This window comes from Paraburkholderia sp. J76 (assembly GCF_905220295.1).
Taxonomy (GTDB): domain Bacteria; phylum Pseudomonadota; class Gammaproteobacteria; order Burkholderiales; family Burkholderiaceae; genus Paraburkholderia.
Genome location: NZ_CAJMZJ010000012.1, coordinates 223700 through 246525, shown reverse-complemented (window position 1 = coordinate 246525; position 22826 = coordinate 223700). Strand labels below are relative to the sequence as shown.

The 22826-nt window shown below is 59.6% G+C and carries 22 protein-coding genes; 4 read left to right on the top strand and 18 right to left on the bottom strand.

Translation table 11 applies throughout. The features are described from left to right. The first annotated feature begins 416 nt into the window (after nucleotides 1–416). On the top strand, nucleotides 417–794 hold the full coding sequence (locus U5768_RS23005) for a septal ring lytic transglycosylase RlpA family protein (RefSeq protein ID WP_322032687.1): 378 nt from the start codon (nucleotides 417–419) through the stop codon (nucleotides 792–794). A 126-nt stretch (nucleotides 795–920) separates the two neighbouring features. Here U5768_RS23005 and U5768_RS23000 read toward each other — a convergent pair whose 3' ends face one another. The 11 genes from U5768_RS23000 to U5768_RS22945 form a co-directional block, all read right to left on the bottom strand. Next, nucleotides 921–1289 (bottom strand): OmpA family protein, encoded by a 369-nt coding sequence (locus U5768_RS23000; protein ID WP_322032686.1) that lies wholly within the window; start codon nucleotides 1287–1289, stop codon nucleotides 921–923. A 497-nt stretch (nucleotides 1290–1786) separates the two neighbouring features. Continuing rightward, nucleotides 1787–1951, bottom strand: a complete 165-nt coding sequence (locus U5768_RS22990; RefSeq protein ID WP_322032684.1) for a hypothetical protein — start codon at nucleotides 1949–1951, stop codon at nucleotides 1787–1789. Nucleotides 1952–1999: 48 nt separating this feature from the next. Then, nucleotides 2000–2260 (bottom strand): hypothetical protein, encoded by a 261-nt coding sequence (locus U5768_RS22985; protein WP_322032683.1) that lies wholly within the window; start codon nucleotides 2258–2260, stop codon nucleotides 2000–2002. Between the two features lie 20 nt (nucleotides 2261–2280). Further along, nucleotides 2281–2880, bottom strand: a complete 600-nt coding sequence (locus U5768_RS22980) for a hypothetical protein (protein WP_322032682.1) — start codon at nucleotides 2878–2880, stop codon at nucleotides 2281–2283. After that, the gene (locus U5768_RS22975; protein WP_322032681.1) at nucleotides 2877–3515 is read right to left on the bottom strand and encodes a hypothetical protein; all 639 of its coding nucleotides are present in this window, start codon (nucleotides 3513–3515) and stop codon (nucleotides 2877–2879) included. Before U5768_RS22975 ends, U5768_RS22980 begins: the two co-directional genes overlap by 4 nt. A gap of 445 nt (nucleotides 3516–3960) precedes the next feature. Continuing rightward, nucleotides 3961–4491 (bottom strand): hypothetical protein, encoded by a 531-nt coding sequence (locus U5768_RS22970; protein ID WP_322032680.1) that lies wholly within the window; start codon nucleotides 4489–4491, stop codon nucleotides 3961–3963. A gap of 55 nt (nucleotides 4492–4546) precedes the next feature. Continuing rightward, the gene (locus tag U5768_RS22965; protein WP_322032679.1) at nucleotides 4547–4861 is read right to left on the bottom strand and encodes a hypothetical protein; all 315 of its coding nucleotides are present in this window, start codon (nucleotides 4859–4861) and stop codon (nucleotides 4547–4549) included. An 84-nt stretch (nucleotides 4862–4945) separates the two neighbouring features. Continuing rightward, nucleotides 4946–7651, bottom strand: coding sequence for a type VI secretion system ATPase TssH (tssH, locus tag U5768_RS22960; protein WP_322032678.1), 2706 nt, complete (start codon nucleotides 7649–7651; stop codon nucleotides 4946–4948). A 164-nt stretch (nucleotides 7652–7815) separates the two neighbouring features. Next, nucleotides 7816–8301, bottom strand: a complete 486-nt coding sequence (locus tag U5768_RS22955; RefSeq protein WP_322032677.1) for an Hcp family type VI secretion system effector — start codon at nucleotides 8299–8301, stop codon at nucleotides 7816–7818. 95 nt (nucleotides 8302–8396) lie between these two features. Beyond that, nucleotides 8397–10223, bottom strand: coding sequence for an OmpA family protein (locus U5768_RS22950; protein ID WP_322032676.1), 1827 nt, complete (start codon nucleotides 10221–10223; stop codon nucleotides 8397–8399). Beyond that, on the bottom strand, nucleotides 10220–10951 hold the full coding sequence (locus U5768_RS22945; RefSeq protein ID WP_322032675.1) for a DotU family type IV/VI secretion system protein: 732 nt from the start codon (nucleotides 10949–10951) through the stop codon (nucleotides 10220–10222). Before U5768_RS22945 ends, U5768_RS22950 begins: the two co-directional genes overlap by 4 nt. Nucleotides 10952–11560: 609 nt before the next feature. On the opposite strand from U5768_RS22945, the gene tssB reads away from it, so the two are divergent. From tssB to tssA, 3 genes are all read left to right on the top strand, one after another. Next, on the top strand, nucleotides 11561–12073 hold the full coding sequence (gene tssB, locus U5768_RS22940; RefSeq protein WP_321876911.1) for a type VI secretion system contractile sheath small subunit: 513 nt from the start codon (nucleotides 11561–11563) through the stop codon (nucleotides 12071–12073). 85 nt (nucleotides 12074–12158) lie between these two features. Continuing rightward, complete coding sequence (gene tssC, locus U5768_RS22935; protein WP_322032674.1) at nucleotides 12159–13694, top strand: type VI secretion system contractile sheath large subunit; 1536 nt, start codon at nucleotides 12159–12161, stop codon at nucleotides 13692–13694. Nucleotides 13695–13792: 98 nt separating this feature from the next. Then, on the top strand, nucleotides 13793–15373 hold the full coding sequence (gene tssA, locus U5768_RS22930; protein WP_322032673.1) for a type VI secretion system protein TssA: 1581 nt from the start codon (nucleotides 13793–13795) through the stop codon (nucleotides 15371–15373). Between the two features lie 1235 nt (nucleotides 15374–16608). Here the strand turns inward: tssA and U5768_RS22925 are convergent. The 7 genes from U5768_RS22925 to U5768_RS22900 form a co-directional block, all read right to left on the bottom strand. Then, the gene (locus tag U5768_RS22925; protein ID WP_322032672.1) at nucleotides 16609–17397 is read right to left on the bottom strand and encodes a hypothetical protein; all 789 of its coding nucleotides are present in this window, start codon (nucleotides 17395–17397) and stop codon (nucleotides 16609–16611) included. 19 nt (nucleotides 17398–17416) lie between these two features. Continuing rightward, the gene (locus U5768_RS22920; protein ID WP_322032671.1) at nucleotides 17417–17956 is read right to left on the bottom strand and encodes a hypothetical protein; all 540 of its coding nucleotides are present in this window, start codon (nucleotides 17954–17956) and stop codon (nucleotides 17417–17419) included. A 242-nt stretch (nucleotides 17957–18198) separates the two neighbouring features. Continuing rightward, a complete protein-coding gene (locus tag U5768_RS22915; RefSeq protein ID WP_322032670.1) occupies nucleotides 18199–18819 on the bottom strand; it encodes a hypothetical protein in 621 nt (206 codons plus the stop codon). 35 nt (nucleotides 18820–18854) lie between these two features. After that, complete coding sequence (locus U5768_RS31995) at nucleotides 18855–19052, bottom strand: putative peptidoglycan-binding domain-containing protein (protein ID WP_415913960.1); 198 nt, start codon at nucleotides 19050–19052, stop codon at nucleotides 18855–18857. Between the two features lie 77 nt (nucleotides 19053–19129). Beyond that, nucleotides 19130–19711, bottom strand: coding sequence for a hypothetical protein (locus U5768_RS22910; protein ID WP_322032669.1), 582 nt, complete (start codon nucleotides 19709–19711; stop codon nucleotides 19130–19132). A gap of 31 nt (nucleotides 19712–19742) precedes the next feature. Beyond that, nucleotides 19743–20924 carry a hypothetical protein gene (locus U5768_RS22905; RefSeq protein ID WP_322032668.1) on the bottom strand — a complete coding sequence of 394 codons (1182 nt, stop codon included), beginning with the start codon at nucleotides 20922–20924 and terminating at the stop codon, nucleotides 19743–19745. A 38-nt stretch (nucleotides 20925–20962) separates the two neighbouring features. Beyond that, nucleotides 20963–22654, bottom strand: a complete 1692-nt coding sequence (locus tag U5768_RS22900; protein ID WP_322032667.1) for a hypothetical protein — start codon at nucleotides 22652–22654, stop codon at nucleotides 20963–20965. Between the last annotated feature and the right edge of the window lie 172 nt (nucleotides 22655–22826).

Sequence of the window (22826 nt, the reverse complement as noted above, 5' to 3'; positions counted from 1 at the left end):
CGAGTTGCAAAGAAAGGACGAGCCGTGGTCATGGCCTTTTACAGGCTATCGCTCCCTTATACCCTTCCGTTATTTACCAGAGCAATGGTTTGCAGCCCTTTGAAATGTCATTTCTTGTCGGGGAACAAAAGCTCCGGTCGATGTCATTGCTTGACATGCAAGTAACTGTCGTAGGCGTCCCGTCGCGCGGTTAGACCGTCAACGCACATTTTTTACCGTTGAACGGCTTTTCGTTGACGGGCTTCTATCGTGCTACCGCTACGCTATCTGGCAATTCCGGGAATCCGCAGCCTGTTCACTGCGTGCGCGCAGCTAGCGCACGATCACCCGCGTCGGGAACCAGGGCCGTCGACGTCGCTCCTGCGCTGGGTGAGACAGAGGCCAGTAACGACGCGGCAAACGACACACCAGACGATGTGGACACAACGAAAGTGGCGAACCGCGCGCGCAAGGGCAGCATGCTGCAATCAGGCAAGGCGTCCCGGTATGCATCGAAGTTCCAAGGACGCCGCACGGTCAGTGGGGAACGTCACAACGGCGGCCAACTGACGGCTGTCCATCGCACGCTGCCGCTTGGCACCCGGGTGCGCGTCACGTGGCTAGCGACCGGAAAGTCGTCGTACCCTCGCCTGATCCAGCTCCGTGACCCGTATTCGATCTGGCGAGAAGTGGCCGCGTTTGCGTTTTACAGAGTTCGCCTTGCGCTGGATCCCGATGCCAGACCGGTTTCAATCCGGACGGTCTGCTATCTGATCGAAATGCTTCACTTAAGGGACCTGTTCCGGAAAGCTTGAGCAGGGGCGGCCTGCTGTACCGTGTGGATTGACGGTACTGATACGACGTCCCGCCGATCGTCCGCCTACCTGTATTCGGGCGGCCTGTCCATCGTGTTTGAAGTCGTCGACGGCAGCGGACGATCGTCAGCGCGCGAACGTCACAATTTCCACGCGGCGATCAGGCTGCAGACAGGCGACGAGGCTGTCATGTGGCTGCCGGTCGCTGCACTGCGTAACGGAATCCTTTTCGCCCAGGCCGCGTGCATCGATCCGGTTGGCCGGAATTCCCTGCTGCACAAGCAGCGCCTTGACCGCATCGGCACGGCGTTGCGACAGGTCCAGATTGTAGGTTGAGGATCCGAGGCGGTCTGTATAACCGCGCACCTCCATGCGTCCAATGCGCATCGTGCGCAACTGCCCCGTGATCCTGCGGATCTGCGAGCGTCCACCAGGCAGGATGTCGGAGACATCGCCGCGATCAAAGGGGAACAGCGCATCGGTCGAGAGTTTCATGACGTTCGATACAGGCGCGGGCGGCGGTGGCAGCGGCGCGCTGCGCACGGGCCGGATCCACTGGCTCTGCACCCAGGCATAGCGGCAATGCTGCCAGCCCCAGTAGCCGCGCTGCCATACATAGCCCACGCGCGGCCGGCGGGGTGAGGACCACGACCTCCCGAGCCGATGCGCCTCGGAAAGCGGCAAGGCAGGCTGCGATCATTGCCGCGCCGGCGACAAGCACTGACGCGATCCGGTGATGTCCGTTTCGGGTGTCATGCAAAAGGATGTTCTTCATGTTGTCTCGTGCGAGGTTTGGTTGCGGTTGGTGCAAACCGCATGTAGCCCGGCTCCGGTGCCGTGATGGAATCTTGGCACCTCGCGATATGAAAAACCGTAGTCAAGTGTAAGCAAACGTGGGCCGCGTAATTTGGGATAAAGCTGTGGCGATGCGGTTCTGCGATGGATGGATCGTTCGGAATCCTGCGGACACGCTACCTGCGATGCAGGGAGCGCTACCGGGCGAGCGTGTCGTTCAGTCGCTCGACGCGCGCGCCGGGGCTCTGCAGCGCACGCACAATGCCACGGTTGAAAGAGCTTTCCGCGACGGTGGTCAGTACGCTGGTCGCACCATCTTCGATCGAGAGCAGCGGAATGAAGACTGGTTGGTTGATGAGCATATCGTGCTGGTCTTTCACAACGATGCGATAGAACGCGTGACGAGCGGATTACGCGAGATGCTCGACATGAGCAGTTCGGTGAGGTCTTAATTCGGCCAACATTGGCGCGGCGTGATATTTCGTGCCGTCGAGGCGGCACGCCATTTCGTTGTAGCCGATGTACCAAGGCACGTGGGCACCAGCGAGCATCTCGTTGAAGATCCGGTACACGAGCGCGTCGATTTTCACCAGGTTCAGGGACGAGGTGATTACGGCGCCTTTCTCAAATTCGAACTCGTAGTCAATTCGCGTTCCTGATGAAAACAACACGCCACCGCGAGGGGGCGTGTTCAGTGAGTGCCGTCAGGCTCCAGCAGATCGGCGCGGACGATGATCGGCATGATGAAGATCACACGCTGCCGGGAGAAATTGGGGCCGTGGCGTTGCAGCCGGAAGTGGCCCCGGCGCCAATGCGGGGATCGCTCGCCACCTTCGCGCGTGTCAGTGTGCGTGCTGCCACGCTCATGCAATGAGGGAATGACTTCAGGCCCGACGATGTAGCGGTCGTAGAGCTGATCGATTTCACGCAGACGCTCGTTCCTTCTGCGTCTTCCCAGACCGCTGAAATTTCTCGGTGCGTTAGTCCAGGCGTTGTCCTCGATGACCCTGGGCTGCTCGCTCGACAGATAGAACAGGATCTTGAAGGCGTAACTGAGCACCCGCATCCAGAAAGTCGCTTCCTCAGTGTCGCCGGCGTTACCGACATCCTTGTCGCTACTAAAGTACCGGCCGATGGCGTCGCGGATCGTCAGGCTTTCGTCGTTGAGGCAGATGCGCATAATGGAGATGGAAAGCCTGTTCTTTGTTGTGAGATTTTCCCTGGGGGCGATCAGCGTCAGCCAGCGATCAGCGGTTCCTTCTGCGGATACTCCCTCGTGGTCGAAGATCATGATCGAGTCAACACAGTCGGGCACCTGACGCAATCCCTGGCCGGGACAATGGCGCGCGCGTTGCGGGCGACAGCGGCAAGCGGCAGGTCGTCGCTCACGTCGGAGAGCTTGAGCAACTGTTCGAGCGCATCGGTCGGCTCGAACAGGGCGCCCCCGCGTAGCCAGAACGCCTGTGGCGGTACGCTGGTCGACACGGCTGCTACCAGGGATGTGGCATCTTCCCGGTAGCCGGGCTCACTGCCGGTATAGACAAGCGCCACCGTTTCCCGGATCAGGTCGGAAGGGTTGGTGCGCACATTGCCCAGTCCTTTATCCAGGCGGGCACCTTGTTCTCCCGCCTCCCGGCGAAGCCTTGCCCATGCGTCGAGCGCGCCGGACGCCCGAAAGCGCACGCGAAAGGGGATTCGCGAATATTCGCGGGTCATTGCCTTGATGGTGCATTCCAGTGCGCGCCCGACGGGTTCGCTCAAAAAGCGTTGGGACATAAAATCCTGCGACCGGTTGTGTGGCTGAACGTTCGGAGGCAGGGCGGCCGTACTACCGGCTTGCAGATGCGAAAAATCGTGATCTGCTTCTGGTGACGGAGACGCAAGGAACGCGTTGATGCTGGAAGACTCCTCAACGTCGATCTGCATGATGCCGGGCAACCATTGCAGATGGGAGTTATTTGGGCGAAACTGGCCTTGACTCTAGGAAGTTCAAGGCACACCGGTGCACTGGCGGGGGGGAAGTTTGAGCCAGCGCTCTGAGCGCCGGTTCCATGGCGGTGGCGAGGAATTCAACGAGAGCTTGCGCGTGGCCTGTCGGCGTGGGCGGTATGTCTGCCTCAAGCAGGAGGGAGATGCCGCGTATGAAGTTCGTGCAACGGACTGGTCGGCCACCCCGGCTCAGGGACGATGCCACCGTCACCATGAATACCCCTTTGGGTGATCTGCCCTGGCTACCTTTCAGGACGACAAGGGGATCGTCTCCTAACACGACCGAGTGTCCGTCAGTGTTACGCGCTCTTGCAGAAGTGGTATCAGGTTCCATGCCCGGCTCCGGAATCAGGATTTCGTCCGAGTGCTGCAGTGGATGCATTCATCCAGGTGGCCGGCGTGCCCAGGCAAATGCAACGCAAAGCCGCGTCAGGCCATGAATTGCAGGTTTGCCGGTCCACCAGTCGTTATCCAGCGTTTCGTTCTTTCCGGTTGCGATGCCCACGTGCCAGTGCGCACCGCACACGCGATGGAGCACAGGCATCGTGCGGGGGCGCCAGAAGACGACGTCACCTGGCGCCACGTCTGCCTGCACGTCAATCTTCTGCCAGCGCGAGAGTGCGGCATCGACGGCCGACACCGATGCGAGTTTTCCGATCGGATGACAGGCACCCTGAAAGATCGCACTGACCGTATAGGCACATGACAGCAAACCCGGCAATGACATCCCCAGGATGTCCCGCCGGGTCCACGTATTCCAGCGTTGCACGCCGTAGAGCGATCCATCGTCCTGAACTGCAGAGGGGGACGACCGCGCCGCCGCGAGAAGACTGGCGCGCAGCGAGGGCTCGCAGTACGGAGCGCTCGCTGCGTTGGCGTTGCCGAGCGTTGTCGACGCAACAGCGATCGCCATTGCGCCAACGAGCCAGGACAGCAGAAGGTTCGGTCGGTACATCGGGAGGGGCAGACTACCCGCGACGTGCAGAATGGGAAGCGTCGTGCTTTTTCACGAAGGCCGCAATGGGATCGTCGGCAGAACCTGGATCCCGATCAAGAATTTCGCCGGGCGACCTTGTCGATGCCTGCTTCGGGCGAATACGGGCACAGTGGTTGCCTTCGCTGCGGCATGTGTAGACTGGCGCCTGTCGGCCGGACCTTGCGGCTGCTTCTTTCTGGAGTTCGTGAGGATCCAGCCACTGTTCCGTGTAGGCGGCGCGGGCAGTTCCCGCGAGCGTTGCCAGCAGGCAAAAAATGACGCCGGTCGTGATGGTGCATTGTTTCATGCTGTCTGTTTCTTTTATCGGGCCGTGCCGGCGCAACCGTTCCCCAACGGCTTGCCGGCCGGCACGGTCCAGTCCCGGCTTTGGTCAGCTTGCGGCCAACTCTTCACGGTCGGAAAAGTCGATGACCAGATTGCCGTCTTCCGAACTGGACATGCTGATGATGGCGGGCTTGATGCCGGCGGCCATACGCGTGAGCAGCTCGCGTGAAATCGTCGGCAGGATGCGCTGGTTGAGGAAGGCGTCCACGTTGCGCGCGCCGGACTCGCGGGCGAGACACTGTCCGGCTATCGCGCTGACAAGCGAGGGGGCGCAGATCAATTCGACATCGTGCTGCCGCTTCAGGCGTTCGGTTACCCGCGCCAGCTTCATGCGCACGATGTCGGCGAGCGCGGTGACATCAAGCGGGCGGTAGACCAGCGTCTGGAAGCGTGCCAGGAGAGCCGGCTGGAAGTGTGCGATGAGCTGCGGGTGGATGGCATCCAGCAGCGCCGCCTGGGCGATGTCCGGGCTGTCGGTCGTGGCTTCGTCGATCTGCGCACTGCCGAGATTGGATGTCATGAGGATCACGCAGTTGCGGAAATCGATCTCGCGTCCTTCGCCATCGCGCATCACGCCGCGGTCGAACACCTGGTAGAAGATGTCGAGCACGTCGCGGTGGGCCTTCTCGACCTCGTCGAGCAGCACGACGCTGTAGGGGCGCTGGCGCACGGCTTCGGTCAGCACGCCGCCGCGGCCGTAGCCGACATAGCCCGGCGGCGAGCCCTTGAGCTGCGATACCGTGTGTGCTTCCTGGTACTCCGACATGTTGATCGTCGTGAGCGCGGCTTCGCCGCCGAAGAGCAAGTCCGCGAGGGCGAGTCCGGTTTCCGTCTTGCCCACACCCGACGGACCCGCGAGCAGGAAAACGCCGAGCGGCGCATGCTCGTTCTTCAGCCCTGCCTTGGCGGTGCGCAGGCTCTCGGCGAGCGCACCCAGCGCATCGTCCTGTGCAACGACTCGTTCTGCCAGCTTTATTTCCAGTGAGAGCAGACCCTGCAATTCGTCTTCGAGCAGGTTGCCGACCGGCACGCCGGTCCATTCGGCCACCACGCGCGCGATCGCCTGCGCGTCCACGTCGGCGAAGACCAGCGGCGCCTTGCCCTGCGTTTGCGCGAGCGCTTCACGCGCGCGCGACACGGCGGCATGATCGCTGCCGTTAGCGGCATCGCACCGTTCATGCAGTGCCTGCACCAGTCCGAGTTCCTTTTTGTACTGCTGCTGCCGCACGTCCAGCAAACCCTTCTGGAGGGCGCGTTCGTGACCCAGCGCAGCACGATCTTTGGCTACGCCTTCGATACCTGCGCGCGCGTCGTCCTCGAGAATGGACATCTCCAGATCCAGCGCTGCGATCGCAGCACGGGCAAGCTGCAGCTCCGCCGGTGGCGATTCGAGGACCATACGCACGCGCGCTGCGGCCGTATCGATCAGGTCGACGGCCTTGTCCGGCAACTGTCGAGCGGGGATATACCGGCGCGAGAGCTTGACTGCGGCCACCAGCGCCTCGTCGCGGATGTGCACATTGTGATAGGTCGCGTAACGCTCCTTGAGGCCGCGCAACATGAGAGACGCCGCGTCGTCATCGGGCTCTTCGACCTTGATCATCTGGAAGCGTCGCTCAAGCGCCGCATCGCGCTCGAAGTATTCCTTGTATTCCGACCAGGTGGTGGCGGCGATCGTGCGCAGCTCGCCACGTGCGAGCGCGGGCTTGAGCAGGTTGGCCGCATCGGCGCCGCCGGCAGCATTACCCGCGCCGATCAGGGTGTGTGCCTCGTCGATAAACAGCAGGATGGGAACATCCGAGGCCTGCACTTCGTCAATCACATTCTTCAGGCGTTGCTCGAACTCGCCCTTCACGCCGGCGCCCGCCTGCAGAAGGCCAAGATCGAGCGTGAGGATGCGCACGTCACGGATCACGTTGGGCACGGTGCCTTCGGCCACGCGCAGCGCGAGGCCTTCGACCAGCGCAGTCTTGCCCACGCCTGGCTCGCCCACGAGAATCGGGTTGTTCTTGCGGCGCCGCGCGAGCACATCGACCATCTGCTGGATCTCGCGGTCGCGTCCGAATACCGGATCAATTTTCCCTTCACGCGCTTTTGCCGTGATGTCGATCGCAAAGCGGGCGAGAGCGTCGCCTTCCACGCTGCGCTTTGCAGCCGGCGCTGGTTTTCCTTCGGCAGCGCTGTCGACGGCACCGCCTCGCGCGGGTGCAGCAGTCTGGTCAGCGGGAACCTCTGGCTCTTCCGGCCGGTTTTCACAGGTTCGCAGCCCCAGGCGTGGCAGCAGGCGCTCGATCTGCGCGGCACTGACCGACAGCAACTGCCAGGCATTTGTCGCGCGCAGCACGTGGGGCGCCTCGACGATGGCTTGCAGGATATTGGCCGAACGGATGGTCGTCTCGCCGCTATCGGTCAGGTTCAACGCATGTGACCACGCATCCTGGAGCACAGCAGCCAGTTGCGCAGAGAGGCTGGGGCGCCCACGCAGGTTACGCGGGGTGTGGTCGATAGCCCGGAGCAGCGCATCCCACACCGCGTCGATATTCAGCTCGTAGTGGCGCATGATGGCGGGGATATCGCCGTCCCCGGCCTCGATCAGCTTGAGCAGCCAGTGCTCTACCGTAATCTCATCCGCGAGCCGTGTCTGGCACAGGCTTGCCGCGGCCTCGAGCGCGTTCGCGCAGTGGGGATTGAGCCGCTGCAGGAGCTGGCTGGCGTCGCGAAGGGAAGGATTTCGGTCGTGGTGCACGGTCATGGTCTGGCTGTTTGCACATCGGGAGAAGGGCGCGCCAGTGGGGAACTGGCGTCCCGTGGAGGAAAAAGGCCAGCCTGCAAAGGTTATTGAGCAGACTGGCTAAAGGAGGCCGGCGTTTTCAGGGACCACCTCAGACGGTGGGCCGGCATCCAGACCGCCGTGGATCAGGAGCGCTCGTTCCAGGTGTCCGAATGGATGATGTTGCCGTCCTTGTACGACCACGTGATCTTTTCGTAGCGCAGTTCGACTTCCTCGAGGTGGTTGTGCTTCTCGAAGTCAGGTACCTTGATGTCGAGCATCTTCGGACGTACGGCGACGATCTTCACGTTTTCGAGCTTCGTGTTGAAGTACTCCTTTTCCTTGCCCGCGTCATCGATCTTGTACCACTTGATCTCGGCCGACTTGAGCGTCTGGCCGCTGGTGACGGCCTTGTAGAGATATGGCGTCGACGCGTCGGTTTCCTTGACGAGCGTAATCGGCGCGTGAACGCGGGTGCCTGTCAGCTTGCCCGTATTGCCATCGGTCGGAATATGCAGGCTGTGGTCGAACTGCGTGATCTCGATGCTGCCCTCGCGGCCCTGGACGGTCACCGAACCCTTGATGTCTGCGCCACCATCGTCCTTGAGCCACATGTATGACGGAATTGCCATTTCTTAACTCCCTCTTCTTACCGCAACAAGCGCCCGGGGGTATCAGTTGCCGGGCATCACAATCCCGAAGCCAGTGCTTCGGGGTCCTAAATCTGCTATCCGGGTGAGCGCACGGTGATCGGCGACGCGGCGCCTGAACGTGTTGATTCCTTTGCAGCATCGGGCACCAGTGTGATTTCCACGCGGCGGTTCCTCGCCCGGCCGGCCTCGGTGTCGTTATCCGCGAGAGGGCGTGTATCGCCGTACCCTTGAATGGCGAACTGCGTGGCCGGAATCCCAGACACCTCGATGAGCCAGTCGCGCACGGCTTCAGCGCGCGCCGTCGACAGCTTCAGGTTGCTGTCGGGGTCGCCGACGTTATCGGTGTAGCCCGCCACCAGAATCCGCTTGCCGGGGTGCGCCTTGATCATTTCGAGCGCATTGACCATGACCCGGGTCGAGCCGTCCTTGAGTTGAGCCTTGCCGCTGTCGAAAAGCGACATGCTGTCGAGCGTGACGACGGCAGGCGGTGGTGGGGGCTGCTGATAGGAGGCGATCGCCTCGTTTAGCGTTGGAATGAGCCCGGCGCCACGGTACAGTCCGAACGACAGGGGCAGCGGTATGCCCGAGCGCGCATACCGCTGCAGTTCGTCGCGATCGGTGACAAGTGTCTGCAGCGCATCACGCCTTGCGGTGTCGTGTTCGGCCGGGATCATCGAATAGCGGCCAAGGTCCGCGCCAATGCGCGTGATCAGCGCCTGGTTGTGCCGCATCGAGAAGAAGAACGCGATGGCAGCCGCACAGGCCAGCAGTGCGAGTGCGTGGGCCAGTGCAATCACGCGCGGCGACATCCAGAAGCGCTGCGGCATGGCCCGGATGAGGGGCTGGGGGAGCGGCCACGGCATCGGCGAAGCGCCGCCGGGTGCACGGGCGACCGCGGTATGTATCTGCACGTCGCTTTCCCACGGACGCCCTGGTCCGCTTGCCGGTCCACAGTCGATCCAGCCCACGCCGTACAGGGCCACAGGCATGTCGGGCTGCCGCGGATCAGCCAGCGCGTCGATCACCACCCGCTGCGTCCAGTCCATGATCGAGGGGAGCGCGGCCGCACGGGTTGCTGGCACGCGGCTGTCCGCCACTCGCCAGGCCTCGTTTTCGGCAGCGCGGATGACAGTCGCGTACTGGTGCGTATCGAGCAGGCGCGAAGCCGATGAGACGCCATACCACTGAGGCGTCAGAAGGTTGGCGGGTGTCGTTGCGCCGAGCCCCGTCAGGGACCCGCGAATGCGATCCGTAGCGCCTTCAATGGCGAGTCGCTGATAAACCGCGACATAGCCGGGAAGGGGACGTGAACCCAGGATGCGTGCGGCATCCGCCACCGCCTGGCGTACCACCCGCAGCGACTGCGTGAGCACGTCTGCGTCCGTATGGCGGGCAGGCACTACCGAGAGCACGACGCCATCGGGAGCACGCCCGTCGCGCCACTGCCGCACGGCGACCGCCATGCGGGGAAGATCCTGCGGCCGGTCTACACGCAGCCAGATCGCGCCATCGCCCACATGCGCAAACCGTTTGCCGTCATGCCGGTCGAACAGCGCTGGCAGGTCGTCGCCCGTGACCAGCACGAGCGGCATGCGTGTACGCAGGCGCAGCGGAATGTCGGCGGTTGCGGCGCCAAGCGCTGCCAGCACATGCGCACCACTTTCCCGCGCACCGCCGAGCAGTCGTGTGCGCCAGAATATCAGCAGGCATGCTGCGAGCACGATCACACCCGTGAGCACCCATGCGAGCCCTAAGCCCGGTTTCGCCACTAGCCAGATCACGCCGAGCGCAAGCGCAATGGCAAATACCACGATTAGACGCAGGGGATAGCCCAGTCCGTCGTGTCCCGTTGCCTGCCGGGAAGGAGTGCTCGTTGCCAGTACGGGCAGTTCAGATTTCATGGTCGGGCCACCTTTGCAGGTACGATGTGCGCGAGCTGGGTATCGATAGCGCGGCTGCCTGCCACCCAGACTGCGATCGCCACCAGACCCGCAAGCGCAACAGGGATCCACGGCACAAGCCGGCCCATTGAGTTGGAGAGACGGAGCCCGGCCTGGTCGGTCACGAAGGGTTCTTCCGTGGACTGGCGAAGCGTCTCCAGCGTGGCGTGAAGCGAAGCGATCAAGGCGGCGCGCTTTGCCTGTCCGTCAAACGCATAACGGCCCGTGAATCCCAGACCGAGAATCGCTGCGTAGTAGTCGAGAAGCTCTACGTCCGGAGAGGTTTCACGCAGGTGGGCCTCGATGCTGTCGATGACACGACGGCCGGCATCATGGATGGAAAAGCGCTCAACCTGCATCGGCCGTAATTCCCATGCATGACGGGCTTCGGTGGGCAGATAGCGCAGCGCCATTTCGTCGAGCAGCCCACACAGGGCGAGCAGCGCCTCGCGCCGGACGTCTTCCGGATAATCCCGATGCGCGAGCGCATCCGCGAACTGGTCAAGGTTCAGCCCGCAGCGCTCGCGAAGCTGTTCAGGGTTCCTTACGGTTCCACCGGACGCAACAGAGGTCACCAGCAGCGCGGTGCTGTGCACCAGATCCCGCATGCCAGCACCGGCAGGACGTGCAACGTCGGACGTAAGGTTCTGCGGGGCACGCGGGTTGCGACCTAATGTCAGTGTGATCATGCGCGATGACGTTTGACGCAGGACCGGTGATGCTGATAGCTCGACATGGCGGTCTCAACCCACGCGAACAGCCGGTCTGCAGTGTTTAAGTTATTTTCCCGTTACGCCAGGATTCTCTTTTCCACTTCTCCCGGAAGGATAGCGAATTTTAGGGTGATATGGAGTTCGAATCGTTGAACAATTGTCATATGTGATTCGCTATTTTATTTCGAGATAATCAATGCGCATTACGGGATATTGAATGTTGATTTAAGTCAGTTAGATGATGGTGCATTCATTGATGTGAAGCGTGGTTTCCCCCGTTTTTTAGGGGTATATGTAGTCTAGGTCTGAACGCGTGGCGTCCCGAACGCACTCATTTTTTGCGCTGGATTGATGTTTTAATTGAATTGACGAAATTTAACGAATCCTTTAGTTTCAGTCAGTTCATGAAGGCTTTGACGGATTGCGAGTTAACCTGTTTAATAGGGTCTGGCAAAAGGGTCGCATGAATGAAAACCACGCCCTCGGGAGATTTTGAAATGAGCATTCGCGGTGCGCATGCGGGAGTCTCTTCGTCGCTGCGGTTGATTCCTGCGGTGACGTGAACCTAGTTTCTTAGGACTACCGATGGACAGCTTCCAGAGAGAAATTCCGAAATCTCGCGTTTCAATCACATTAGATCTGCATACGGGCGGGGCACAGAAGAAGGTCGAGCTGCCGCTCAAGCTACTCGTTGCCGGTGACTTTAGCGCAGGCCGCGAGCAGGCGCCACTGGCCGAACGCAAGAAAGTCAACATAGACAAGAACAACTTCGATTCGGTGCTCGCCGACCTGGCGCCCGACCTGAAGTATGGGGCCGAAAACACGCTCGCTGCCGATGGCTCCGAGCTGCCGGTCAACCTCTCGTTCCGTTCGATGAAGGACTTCGAACCGGAGCAGGTGGCCCGCCAGATTCCGGAACTCCAGGCGATGCTTGCCATGCGCAACCTGCTGCGCGACCTGAAATCGAACCTGCTCGATAACGCGACCTTCCGCCGCGAGTTCGAGAAAATCCTGAAGGACAAGCGTCTGTCCGAGAAGCTGCGCGGTGAACTGGCCCAGCTGGCGACGGTCGCCACGCAACCGGAAGGGCATGCCTGAGCGCCAGCGGCCGCAAAGGGTCCCCAAAGCGGCCCTCACCGCTTTCCGCAACCAGGTCGCACTTCAAACGCAGACAGGAACTCCAATGAAACAGAACGAATCCCGCCAGGGCGCAACCGAGACCGTTGTGCTAGACGCCCCCAACAGCGTGTATGCCTCGCTGTGCAGCAAGATCAATCTCAAGCCCGTCGCCGAGGCGCGCCCGATCGAGGCGTTCCGCGACAGCGATACGCTCTCCGAAGCCTCAGCCGACGAGCGCATTGCACGCGGCATGGGCGCCTTCCTCGAACTCGTCGCGAAGTCTAGCCAGCCGGTCGAGCGTCTGGACAAGTCGCTGCTCGATTTCCACATCGGCCAGCTCGATCGCCAGATCAGCCGTCAGCTCGATGCCGTGATGCACAACCCCGCGTTTCAGGCGCTCGAGGGCCGCTGGCGCGGCCTCAAGATGCTCGTCTCGCGCACGGACTTTCGCCGTAACGCACGCGTCGAACTGCTCGACGTGTCGAAGGAAGCCCTGCAGCGTGACTTCGAGGATACGCCGGAACTCATCCAGAGCGGCCTGTATCGCCTCACGTACACCGAGGAATACGATACGCCGGGCGGACAGCCGATCAGCGCGATGGTCAGCGACTACGAGTTCGAGAATTCGCCGATGGATGTTGCGCTGTTGCGCAATATCTCGAAAGTGGCCGCCGCCGCACACATGCCGTTCATCGGCTCGGTGGGCGCAGCATTCTTCGGCAAGAAGACGATGGAAGAAGTGGCGGCCATCCAGGACATCGCCAACTACTTCGATCGTGCCGAATTCATCAAGTGGAAGAGCTTCCGCGACACGGACGACGCCCGATACGTGGGTCTCACGATGCCGCGCGTGCTCGGCCGTCTGCCGTACGGCAAGGACACGGTGCCCGTGCGCGCCTTTAACTACGAAGAGGCGGTGAAGGGCCCGGACCACGACAGATACCTGTGGGTCAATGCCTCGTTCGCGTTCGCGGCCAACATGAGCCGCAGCTTCGTGAACAATGGCTGGTGCGTCCAGATCCGGGGCCCGCAGGCAGGGGGCAAGGTCGAAGACCTGCCGGTCCATCTGTACGACCTCGGCACGGGCACCCAGGCGAAGATCCCGACCGAGGTGCTGATTCCCGAAACGCGCGAGTTCGAGTTCGCGAACCTGGGCTTCATTCCGCTCTCGTTCTACAAGAACCACGACTTCGCGTGCTTCTTCTCGGCCAGCTCCGCGCAGAAGCCGGCGCTCTACGAGACGAAGGAAGCCACGGCCAACAGCCGCATCAATGCGCGCCTGCCGTATATCTTCCTGCTCTCGCGCATCGCGCACTACCTGAAGGTGATCCAGCGCGAAAACATTGGCACCACCAAGGATCGTCGCGTGCTCGAGCTGGAACTGAATAGCTGGATCAAGGGGCTCGTCACCGAAATGAAGGATCCCGGCGACGAGCTCCAGGCGTCGCACCCGCTGCGCGAGGCGAAGGTGACGGTCGAGGATATCGAGGACAACCCGGGCTTCTTCCGCATCAAGCTGTTCATCATCCCGCACTTCCAGGTCGAAGGCATGGACATCGGCCTGTCGCTCGTGTCGCAGATGCCGAAAGCCAAAAGCTGACGGATATCGGGGCATGTGAGCGCGCCGGGGCACCGTACCGCCCCGGCGTTTATTTTTGTGTTCCTGCTTTTTTCCTGCAAGGGGGAGTTCGCGTGAAAATGCCTGGTCTGCTCAAGGCGCTGTTTCCGTCGCGTGACGCCGGCGAGTTCACTCGATCGCGGCTGGATACCTGGCAAGCGTGGCTGCAGCCGCTGCCCGGCGAGAACGGTATCGGACGCGATCCGGGCTACGAAGACGCGTTCTTCGCGCTCAAGGACGAGACGAACAAGCTCTCCGGTATTGACGACACCCTGATCGCGGGCTCCTGCGAACAGCTACTGAAGGAAACCGGCAAGGATCTTCGGTTGGCCGGCTACTATGCCGGAGCGCGCCTGAGGCAGGACGGGCCAGCCGGATTTGCGGACGGACTGGAGCTGGCCGCAGCCCTCGTGGAGCGGTTTGGGGAGACGGTGCTGCCGGCACGCGCGGAGGCGAAGAAGGGTGCGCTGGAAATGCTGGCCACCACGCGCATGATGGAGCTGCTGGCGAGCCGGGGCGAACCCGTGCCGGCCGATCTTGAGCGCTCGCTCGCGGCACTCGATGTGCTCGTGACGCAAACGGCCAACTGGGCAGATGCCGCACGCCCGAATCTTCAGCCGCTCGTTTCCAGGTTTGAACATGAGGAAGAATCCGCTGGTGTGGTTAGCGGTTCGTCACCGGTCCCGTCACCACCTATGACGGGAAGTGGCACGTCTGGCGCGATCGCGTCGACCCGCGATCTGCTGGAGCAGGCACGGGGCATGGCGACCTGGCTGCGTGACCAGGAGCAGGGCTACCTGCCGTCAGTGCGGCTCGTGCGCTGCGTTCGCTGGGACACCCTGCATGAAGTGCCGCCGGCGGATGCGGCCTCACACACACGGCTCGTTGCGCCGCGCCCGGAGCTGCGCGCGCAGATGAAACGGCTCGTCCTGCAGAAGCAGTGGCACGAACTGCTCGAGCGCGTCGAGGGCGCCTTCATGGAGGGCGTCAATCACGTGTGGTTCGACCTGCAGTATTTCCAGCACGTGGCACTCGACCATGCAGGCGCGCCCTACAACGCCTGGCGCGAACTGCTGCGCGCGGACTTTGCGCTTTTTCTCGAGCGCTTGCCTGGCATCGAGCGTCTGTCGTTCAACGACGGCACGCCGTTCGCCGACGATACGACGCTCGAGTGGATCGCGCGGCATGCAGTCGTGCGTGACCTCGAGGCAGGGGAGAGCGTCGCGCCGCTGCCGGTGTCGGCCGAGAGCACGGAAGGCGGAGCCGGTGACTGGCAGGAGATCGAGGCGCAGGCGAAGGATCTTACGGCGCGAGACGGCATCGAAGCGGCTTTCGCGTGGCTCGAAGGCATTCCCGGCATGAAGACCGAGCGGCACCGTTACCTGCAGCGGTTTGTGATGGCGCGCCTTGCGGCCCAGGCCGAACGCGCGGACACGGCCATGGCGCTGCTGCTTGAGCTCGATGGCACCGCGAAATCGCTGCCGCTCGCGCGCTGGGATCCGGCATTGGTGTTCGAGGTCAAACTCCAGCTCGTCCGTGCGCTGAGGGCTGTGAGCACCCGCAAGGATGCCGACAAGACGGAACTTGCGCGCCGGATCGGTGTGCTGCAGGGCGAGATGACCGTACTCGATCCAGCGCGTATGCTTTCGCTGGCCCAGTGAGGTCGTCATGCATCGATACGAGGTAGCATATGCGTCAGCATGGTCGCAGCGGGTTCCCGCGGCAACCCGCCGTCGGGTGCAGCGTGCGCTCGACGCGTTACCGGGGCGGGCCGGTGTGCGGCCCGATGAATACCGCGAAGCGGTGCTGGCCGGCATGAAGAAGGTGGCCGCCGCGTGGGGCGGCGCGTGTCTGTCTGAAGCGTACGCGAGTTACCAGGTACCGCTCGAATTCCGGTGTGCGGCCGGTCACCGCTTTCCGATGCTCATTAGGCCGTGCGCATGGGGCATTGGTGCGTTGACTGCGCCTATGATCGGGCGATGGTGCATTCGCTCGAGGAGGCGCGCGCGATTGCCACCGCGCGTGGGGGGCAGTGCCTGTCGCTACGTCAACACACGTGAGAAGATGCGATGGCGCTGCGAGGCGGGTCACACGTGGTCAGCGTGCCTGGACGGTGTGCTTCAGGGCGACTGTGCCGGACGTGTCATTTCCAGCGCATCAAGTCGCAGCAGGAAACGCTCAACCAGGCGGCCGTTGCCTGTCGGCTTACGTCGACAAGGAAACGCCGCTTGAATGGGAATGCGCCGAAGGTCACACGTGGCTTGCGCCGTGGTCCCGGGTAAGCAAGGGGCGGTGGTGCCATCTCTGCGCCGTGAAGGCGCGCACACGCACGATTGAACAGATGCAGGACCTCGCACACTCGCGCGGGGGCCATTGCCAGTCGACGGTCTATCTTGGCACTCACGGCAAGTTCGAATGGCTGTGCGGGCAGGGGCATGTGTGGCATGCGACGGTCAACAGCGTCTGGCGCGGGAGCTGGTGCCCCGAGTGCGCGCATGAGCGCCGGCGTATTGCGCGCAGGCAAGGCAGGAGCGGGAAGCGGGTACCGATCCTCGTTTGACCTGGCGCGTGTATCCGGATGCCCGTGCATGCCGGACTCCGTCGTTCATGGATACCCTGTTCTCCTTATTGCGCAGAGATGTCGGGGCGAACGCCCACATCTTCCTTTGCATATTTCCGCCCTATGTGCCACGCGATGTTGTGATGCGTTGCCTCTTTGTTCGGCTTGGTGGGGAATTTCCTTGAAAGTTGTGATTGTTCTGCGTGGCTACTGATATTTTTTGTCAACGACAGTAGCCTATATCCTCACAGCGGAGCCATTCTTCTGTTCTTAGACCGTGCGACGACACATAGTTAACGAGCCAATATCGACCGTTATCTGATTTCTTTACCAAATTCACGCCGTCACCTTTAATGAGATACGATCTATCGATACCGGACGAAGTGGTGGAGTTAAATAATATGCTCTATTACTGATAACGGTTTTTATACTTGATGCGGAAATATTCTCAGCGCCTTGCGTATCTGGGTCGATCACTCTTTTGAGCGTCCGCAGCAAAACGGGGTCATCAACTATTTCCTTGTTTTTGTAAAGCGCTGATAGATCAAGGTCATCTTTCGGTGTCAAATATCTCCCTTGACCAAGGAGTAATAGCATCGCTGCGGGATACGCATTCAACGGATCCGATAATGCGGAGGGGTTGAATTTTGCGATCCGCTCTATAAATCCATTGATTTCATTTATTCCCAGATCCTTGTTTCGCTGCACATCGATGTTCTCAGTTTTTCCAAGATGAAGTGTCGTCTGGATAGTACCAATTGAAATTAATGAGTCGTGGTTTGGGATTACATAATTATACGTGACACTTCCTTCCATTCCGCCTGAATTGGTAATGATTGACAGGAAACCCATTTCACTTGCTCTTATAGTAGGAATGTCGTCCGCAACATATGTGTAAAGCAATAAATTCTTTTCTGCGCCGATCGCCAGTCGCACGGCCCACGTGGTTGATCCGCATTCCGTCTGTATTGGTGCCTTCCAGGATGGAGTATCCCCACTGTATCCCTGCCCAGTGAAAAACCTCCCGTTCACTGATTCCGCCAGCGCGCTGTTGGACGCAACGAGCATCCCAAAGGTAAGCAGGAGCAAAAGCCTCCTTACCAGATGAAGGGGCAGCACTCTCACGAAAGCAATACTCCAAGCTTTAGTTAAGGTAAACAGATCGAAGTTTTTTTCGTATTGAGGGCACATCCTTGAATGGATAAATAACTGGAACTCCATTTTTATCAACCCCATCAAATCCGGGTGGAAAATATTTCATTATCCCATTGTCTCTTGTAAATTTTGGCGATCCGAATTTATCCGAGTGCGTATAGGCGAAGAGTTCATAATAATTGCCAGCGTAATCGGCTGCTTCGGAATTTACCTGCCACCTCACGAGCACCAAAATATCGCGCCGCCGCCAATAAAAAACGGTTACCACATCGGGGCTTGAGCCATTTATTTCATATTTATCAATTGGTAAATTCTCGCCATCACGACATCTCCATGAATTGACAATAGAGAAAGGCGGATTGCTCAATGGATCATCTTGGATGGGGTGAAAATCTTTGGAAAAAAATATTGAGCAACCAGCTCGAATTACATCGGCGGGGAGACTGGCTGGTAGTTCATCCCGAGAGTAACATGGCGCCACCGCACATGCCAAACCCAGCAGTGTCATAAATATTTTAATTGCTTTCATGACCATCGTAAGAGTCGAATCCCAATTTCGCTTGCAGGGCTGATTGCCTTTATTTAATGCAGTAAAAGCCCTCTGAGCGGCAGATTTCCGTCGAGCAAAGTCCTTTAACGCTGGGTTTATCGCGTGCGTCCCTCCGTAAACATTGTTGACATCAGCTGGAAGATTAATTGAGCGCGAACATGGGGCGCATGTTGCGGTGTGAATGAATAGCTGAAGTCCCTGACAGTGCATACAAAGTTGGCTTAAGGACAGAAATCGATGGCGCGACAATCAATCCAGCGCTCTATGGTGACTCCGTTTTTTTTAGAATATGAAACTTTCCAGAATTTCATATTATCCGAAATATTTATCAATTTAACGTATTCCCCTTTAACGATATACATATTAACTTTCGCTTCGGATGGCGTAGGATACAAGTAGGCTTTGTCTGCAATTACCTGGTGCTCGCCTTGATGGGCGTCGATATGTTTCCGGGTCAGGGTTGCCGAGTAAGGCCCATAGAAAAAATCTCCCTTTGGGTTCTTCGTAACCCTCCACATTAATTTATCACCGTTACTAGTGATGTCTGCCAAACCGTCTTTTGCGCCGAAAAAGGAGTGAAAATGAACTTCTGCATGACCTCCGTCCTCGCGGACGCGTCCAAAGATATTTTTTGCCCCGTTCGTGTCACAGTCAATTCGGTTCCCATTTTGCGTGATAAAACAATAAGAGCCAGTCAGAGCGCCATCGCGTGATTCACCGAGTTTTATTTCAAACGTTGAATACGGTTTGCTTGAACCTGCTATGTGTTCTATATATTCCCAATCGCCCGAAAATTTCCCTTCGGCCGCCCTTGGCATCAAGTAGGCAAGCAGCGTACTCACTGCCACTATCAAAAAGGTAATGCATTTACGCATGTTCATACTTGCACCTGCAACCAATCGCTAACTCTGTTCAACCAGCCCTTGAGATTACCAATCTGGCCTGGGTTCTTGATCGTTAGATTTGTGTAGTACTGTCGCCGAATCGACGCTATATCATCAAGCAATGCTTCCTGATCGGGAGCGGCATTGATCGCATCGACCGTTTGCTTTCCCGTGCCGCCATCCTCTACGATATTTGAGTGATATCTCTGATTTGTGAGATTATTCGGAGCCGGGTGCGAAACCGAAAAGCGATCAGACGCCGGATGTCTCAGTTAGACTGATCGGTGCGCCATGTTTGGAACACCTGAGTCAACTTTTTGACGCGCAGTCTTGTCCGAGCAGAGGCAGGTCCTGAAAAATAGTTTTTGTCGGAGGCGCTCACGGTTGTCGCATTGGTGTCCAACCGAACACCGCCACTTGATGCGCTCAGATACGCAACGTCATAGCAGTAATAATCCGCAGTATCATCAGGTCGCTTGTACAGTAATGCAAATGTGCTCTTATGCAGCTTCTCCAAGTTCGCTGGAGCGCAAACCGGCGTTGTGCCAAACTTGCCCGGTACCGACGCAGCAGGGTTCTGTTGCAAAAAGTTGATTTTTACGTAACGGCCATAATTCAGGCCCACCACATCGCTCCCGTTGACTATGTAGCTTACGTTGTCCTCCCCATCAGTCGCGGAACCCATGCACTGCAACAAAATCGGCTTGGAATCTTTTCTCCATGCGATGAACGCAGTTCGTTCTCCGCAGAGCGATTTCGCTTCCGGTAATGAACTGCTGAAAATTGCGGAGCACTCTCCGTTGCTGTCGCAACCCCCAAAGAGCGACGGCGTTGTCGCGAGCGCATTCATTGATAGAGTCAGAGTAAGCACCGCAGCGAGCCTAGATTTGACACACATATGCATGGGCATCCTGGGAAATGAGATCGAAATTCGTGTTTGTTCTTTGGCTTGTCTTCCCGTAGGCGGTGTACGAGTACGGCGACTGCTGAAGAATTCCAATTCGGCGGCTCATACAATCTGCAACATATAGGTGCTTTGCTGCTTTCGCCCGCTCTTCAACCGCAATGCGCACAAGAGCAGATTGACTTGCCGGATGGTCGCTCGCCACTCTGGACTTGATTGCCTGAGCGGCTGGCGTAAGTGACTGTTGCTGAACGGCGACATCGAACAGCGCACAATATGAAACGAGTTCAATTTTCTTCATCAAATCGGGCGACAAAGACCGAAGAAATTCGATCATGGCCATGACATGGTGGTGGCGCTCCGTTACAGCAGTCGCAAGCTGAATGTCCTTGAACGCTTGAGTGTTGGGCAAGTTCTGGAAGGGTACTTTCCAGCCGCTTGGATTCTTTGATTCCTGATTGACTGCCCAATTATATAAATCTCCACTATTACCGCTTGTTATCGCGCTATCCAATGCGGCGTAGTTCGATGCCGGCGGAAATGCGGCCTTGAAGGAAACAGGATCAGCGCTACGCATTGCTGATAGAACCGGAGCTAGCGTTCCGGAACCAGCGTTCCACTGGATCAGACCATACGACATGCCCATTCCGTCAAAATTGCCAGCGGTAGCGGCATAGTCCATCGGATGATTTCCCTCGAAACCCGAAGAAATAGTGAGCGCAAGCAATTGCGCCTTGGGCAATGGAATGCAAACCGACGCATCAATAAAATTCCCCACCAACCCGATCGGGTGAACATGCCAAACGGCCGGACTGGCGGGAAAGCCAGCGACCGCGCTCACCTTGTCCCACCATTTCAGCTTTTCGATGCGCTCAAGCTCGGCCTGCCAGATGGGCTTGCCGTCGTCGCCCATCAGCGGTGACAACGCTTCCCACTTGCTCATGTCGCCGCCCCATTCGCTTTCGTACCTGACGACCAGGTGCGAGACCACCTCCGCCAGCCATGGCACGGTCAATGCATCTTTCAGGTCAGCTGGAACCACCAGGTTCCCCTTGCCGCTGCCCCCGCGCATGGCTGCCTTCTCCAGCTTCGCGATAAACGGAGTGGCGTTGACCTTCGCAGCAACCGGGGTGAATGCCTGTTCCTCGCCGTCGAGCAACTGTTTCGTCTCAAACAGGTTGCGGCGGTACAGGTCGACTACCGAGATTCCGGTCGTATCGACCGTATCAAAACCTGGCCAGGACCACGGGCTTTGCCATTCCGTATTCGGGTGGCCTTCTCACACACCCAGCCATAGATCGGCTTGCCATCGCTGTCACCCGCATCAATCTCCCACCATTGTGCAGATGTGCCTTGGCCATTGTTCTCATCCGACGCCCGGCTGTTATCGGAAAGCTGGTCAAGCTGGGCGCGTGAAAATACCTCCTGGTAGCCGACCACCGAACCCTGGGCACTGGCAAGCTGTAAGGGGAAGTTCGCCCAGGTTTGGACCGTCGCAGCGGCTACCTTGCCCGCGTACCGGCGTTCAACCCATAGCGGATTGCCTACGGGCGTCCCACTCGCGGGGTGTTTATGGCCGTGCGCGCCGGGCTGTGCCGCAATCCGGGTTGGCTGCACCTTGGCCCAGTATCCCTTGCCAGGATCGCCCGATGACAGTGCGAGCGTAAGGCCTGCCAGTTGGCTGTTGCTTTGTGCATCGGAGGGTTTGACGAATTTGGTTCCCGGCTGGATCACCAGCAGAGACTTGCCGCCAGGTACCTTGTCGCCCAGCTTGTTCGCGCGCGCCCGGCTTTTGGTGGTGAAATCGTTGATCTGTGCGCCGGTAAAGACCTCGACGTGAAGCACCGGACGCGTCGGCTGCGGCGGAAGCACGCTCGACTGGGTGGAGTTCTGGTACTCACCAAGGTAGCCGACCACATCGCCCGCGCGAACCTTGTACGGCGTATCGAGCACGACGACGGTATCCAGCGGCTTCGGGTCAATTATCGCGTCGAGTTCGTCGAGATACACCCAGCCCGTGGCGGCGCTCGGGTCTGCCGTCCCGCCAGCAATGGCGGCAACCGGTGTGCCCTTCGTGATGGTTGCAATCTGTGCCCAGCCTTTTGTGGCGTCGCCAACGATGGTGAGTTCGCCACCGCTAGGCAGCAGGCCGATTACCGATCCCGATGCACGGTCGCGGATATTGATGCCGGTCTGTGGCGTCGCGGCAGGCTGAGCGCCGTTAGGCGGATCGACTGGCGGCGCAGACAAATTGTCCTTCGCTTTCGCGCCGACCCAGAAAAGCCGGTCGCCTCGCCAGAAAGGCAAGCGGTGAACCGAAGGGGCAGTCTTTGTGCTATCGCTGTCCGCCTGTTCGGCTGCCTGATAACCCGCCCAGTCAAGCTGGTGCATGTAAAGGCTATAGAACTCCAGCACCTCGTCGGCGGCCGGCGGGTCATTTTGCGGGGTCTGCGCGCCGCCAGCGCCTGCCGGGGAACCGGCGGGCTTTGGCTCGGGGGGCAGTACAAGCTTGTGACGCACTAGCACGAACCCGGTCGAATACAGCGCGTAGCGGGGTGGCGTCGTCGGATAGGTTAGTTGGGGATACGCTGAATCCAGCCGGTAGGCCACCACCTCCCCATCGGCAATGACCTTGACGCCATCGGCCTGCTTAAGGTCGCTGCCAGTGCCTGAGTCGAAGTGGATGCCGCCGTGAAACATGCCGTTTCGACCCAGTGGATAGAAGCCGCCGTCGGCACCCGCGAGCGCATGGAGCCAGGCTGGGGGGCGGCTGAATTGCCGCCTTTGGGTGCAAACGCGAAGCTCCAGTTCAGCGGCTGCCATTGCGGTGCTGGCGGAGGTGTGGGTGTCGGGTGCTGCCGGATGAGGCGGGTGATGGGGATGAGCCATGTATTTTGCCTGTTCCTCTCAGTTCGGGGTGGGCTGGCTCTCGCGCGTCGCGTCGTGGTTCCGACTGTCAGCGAGCGCGCGAGGGCGGCGGCACTGATCTGGCAACTTCACGCGTGCGCGCGACCGCGATATGAACCCTGTTTGGTCCCACGGGACTTATAACGCCGGGATT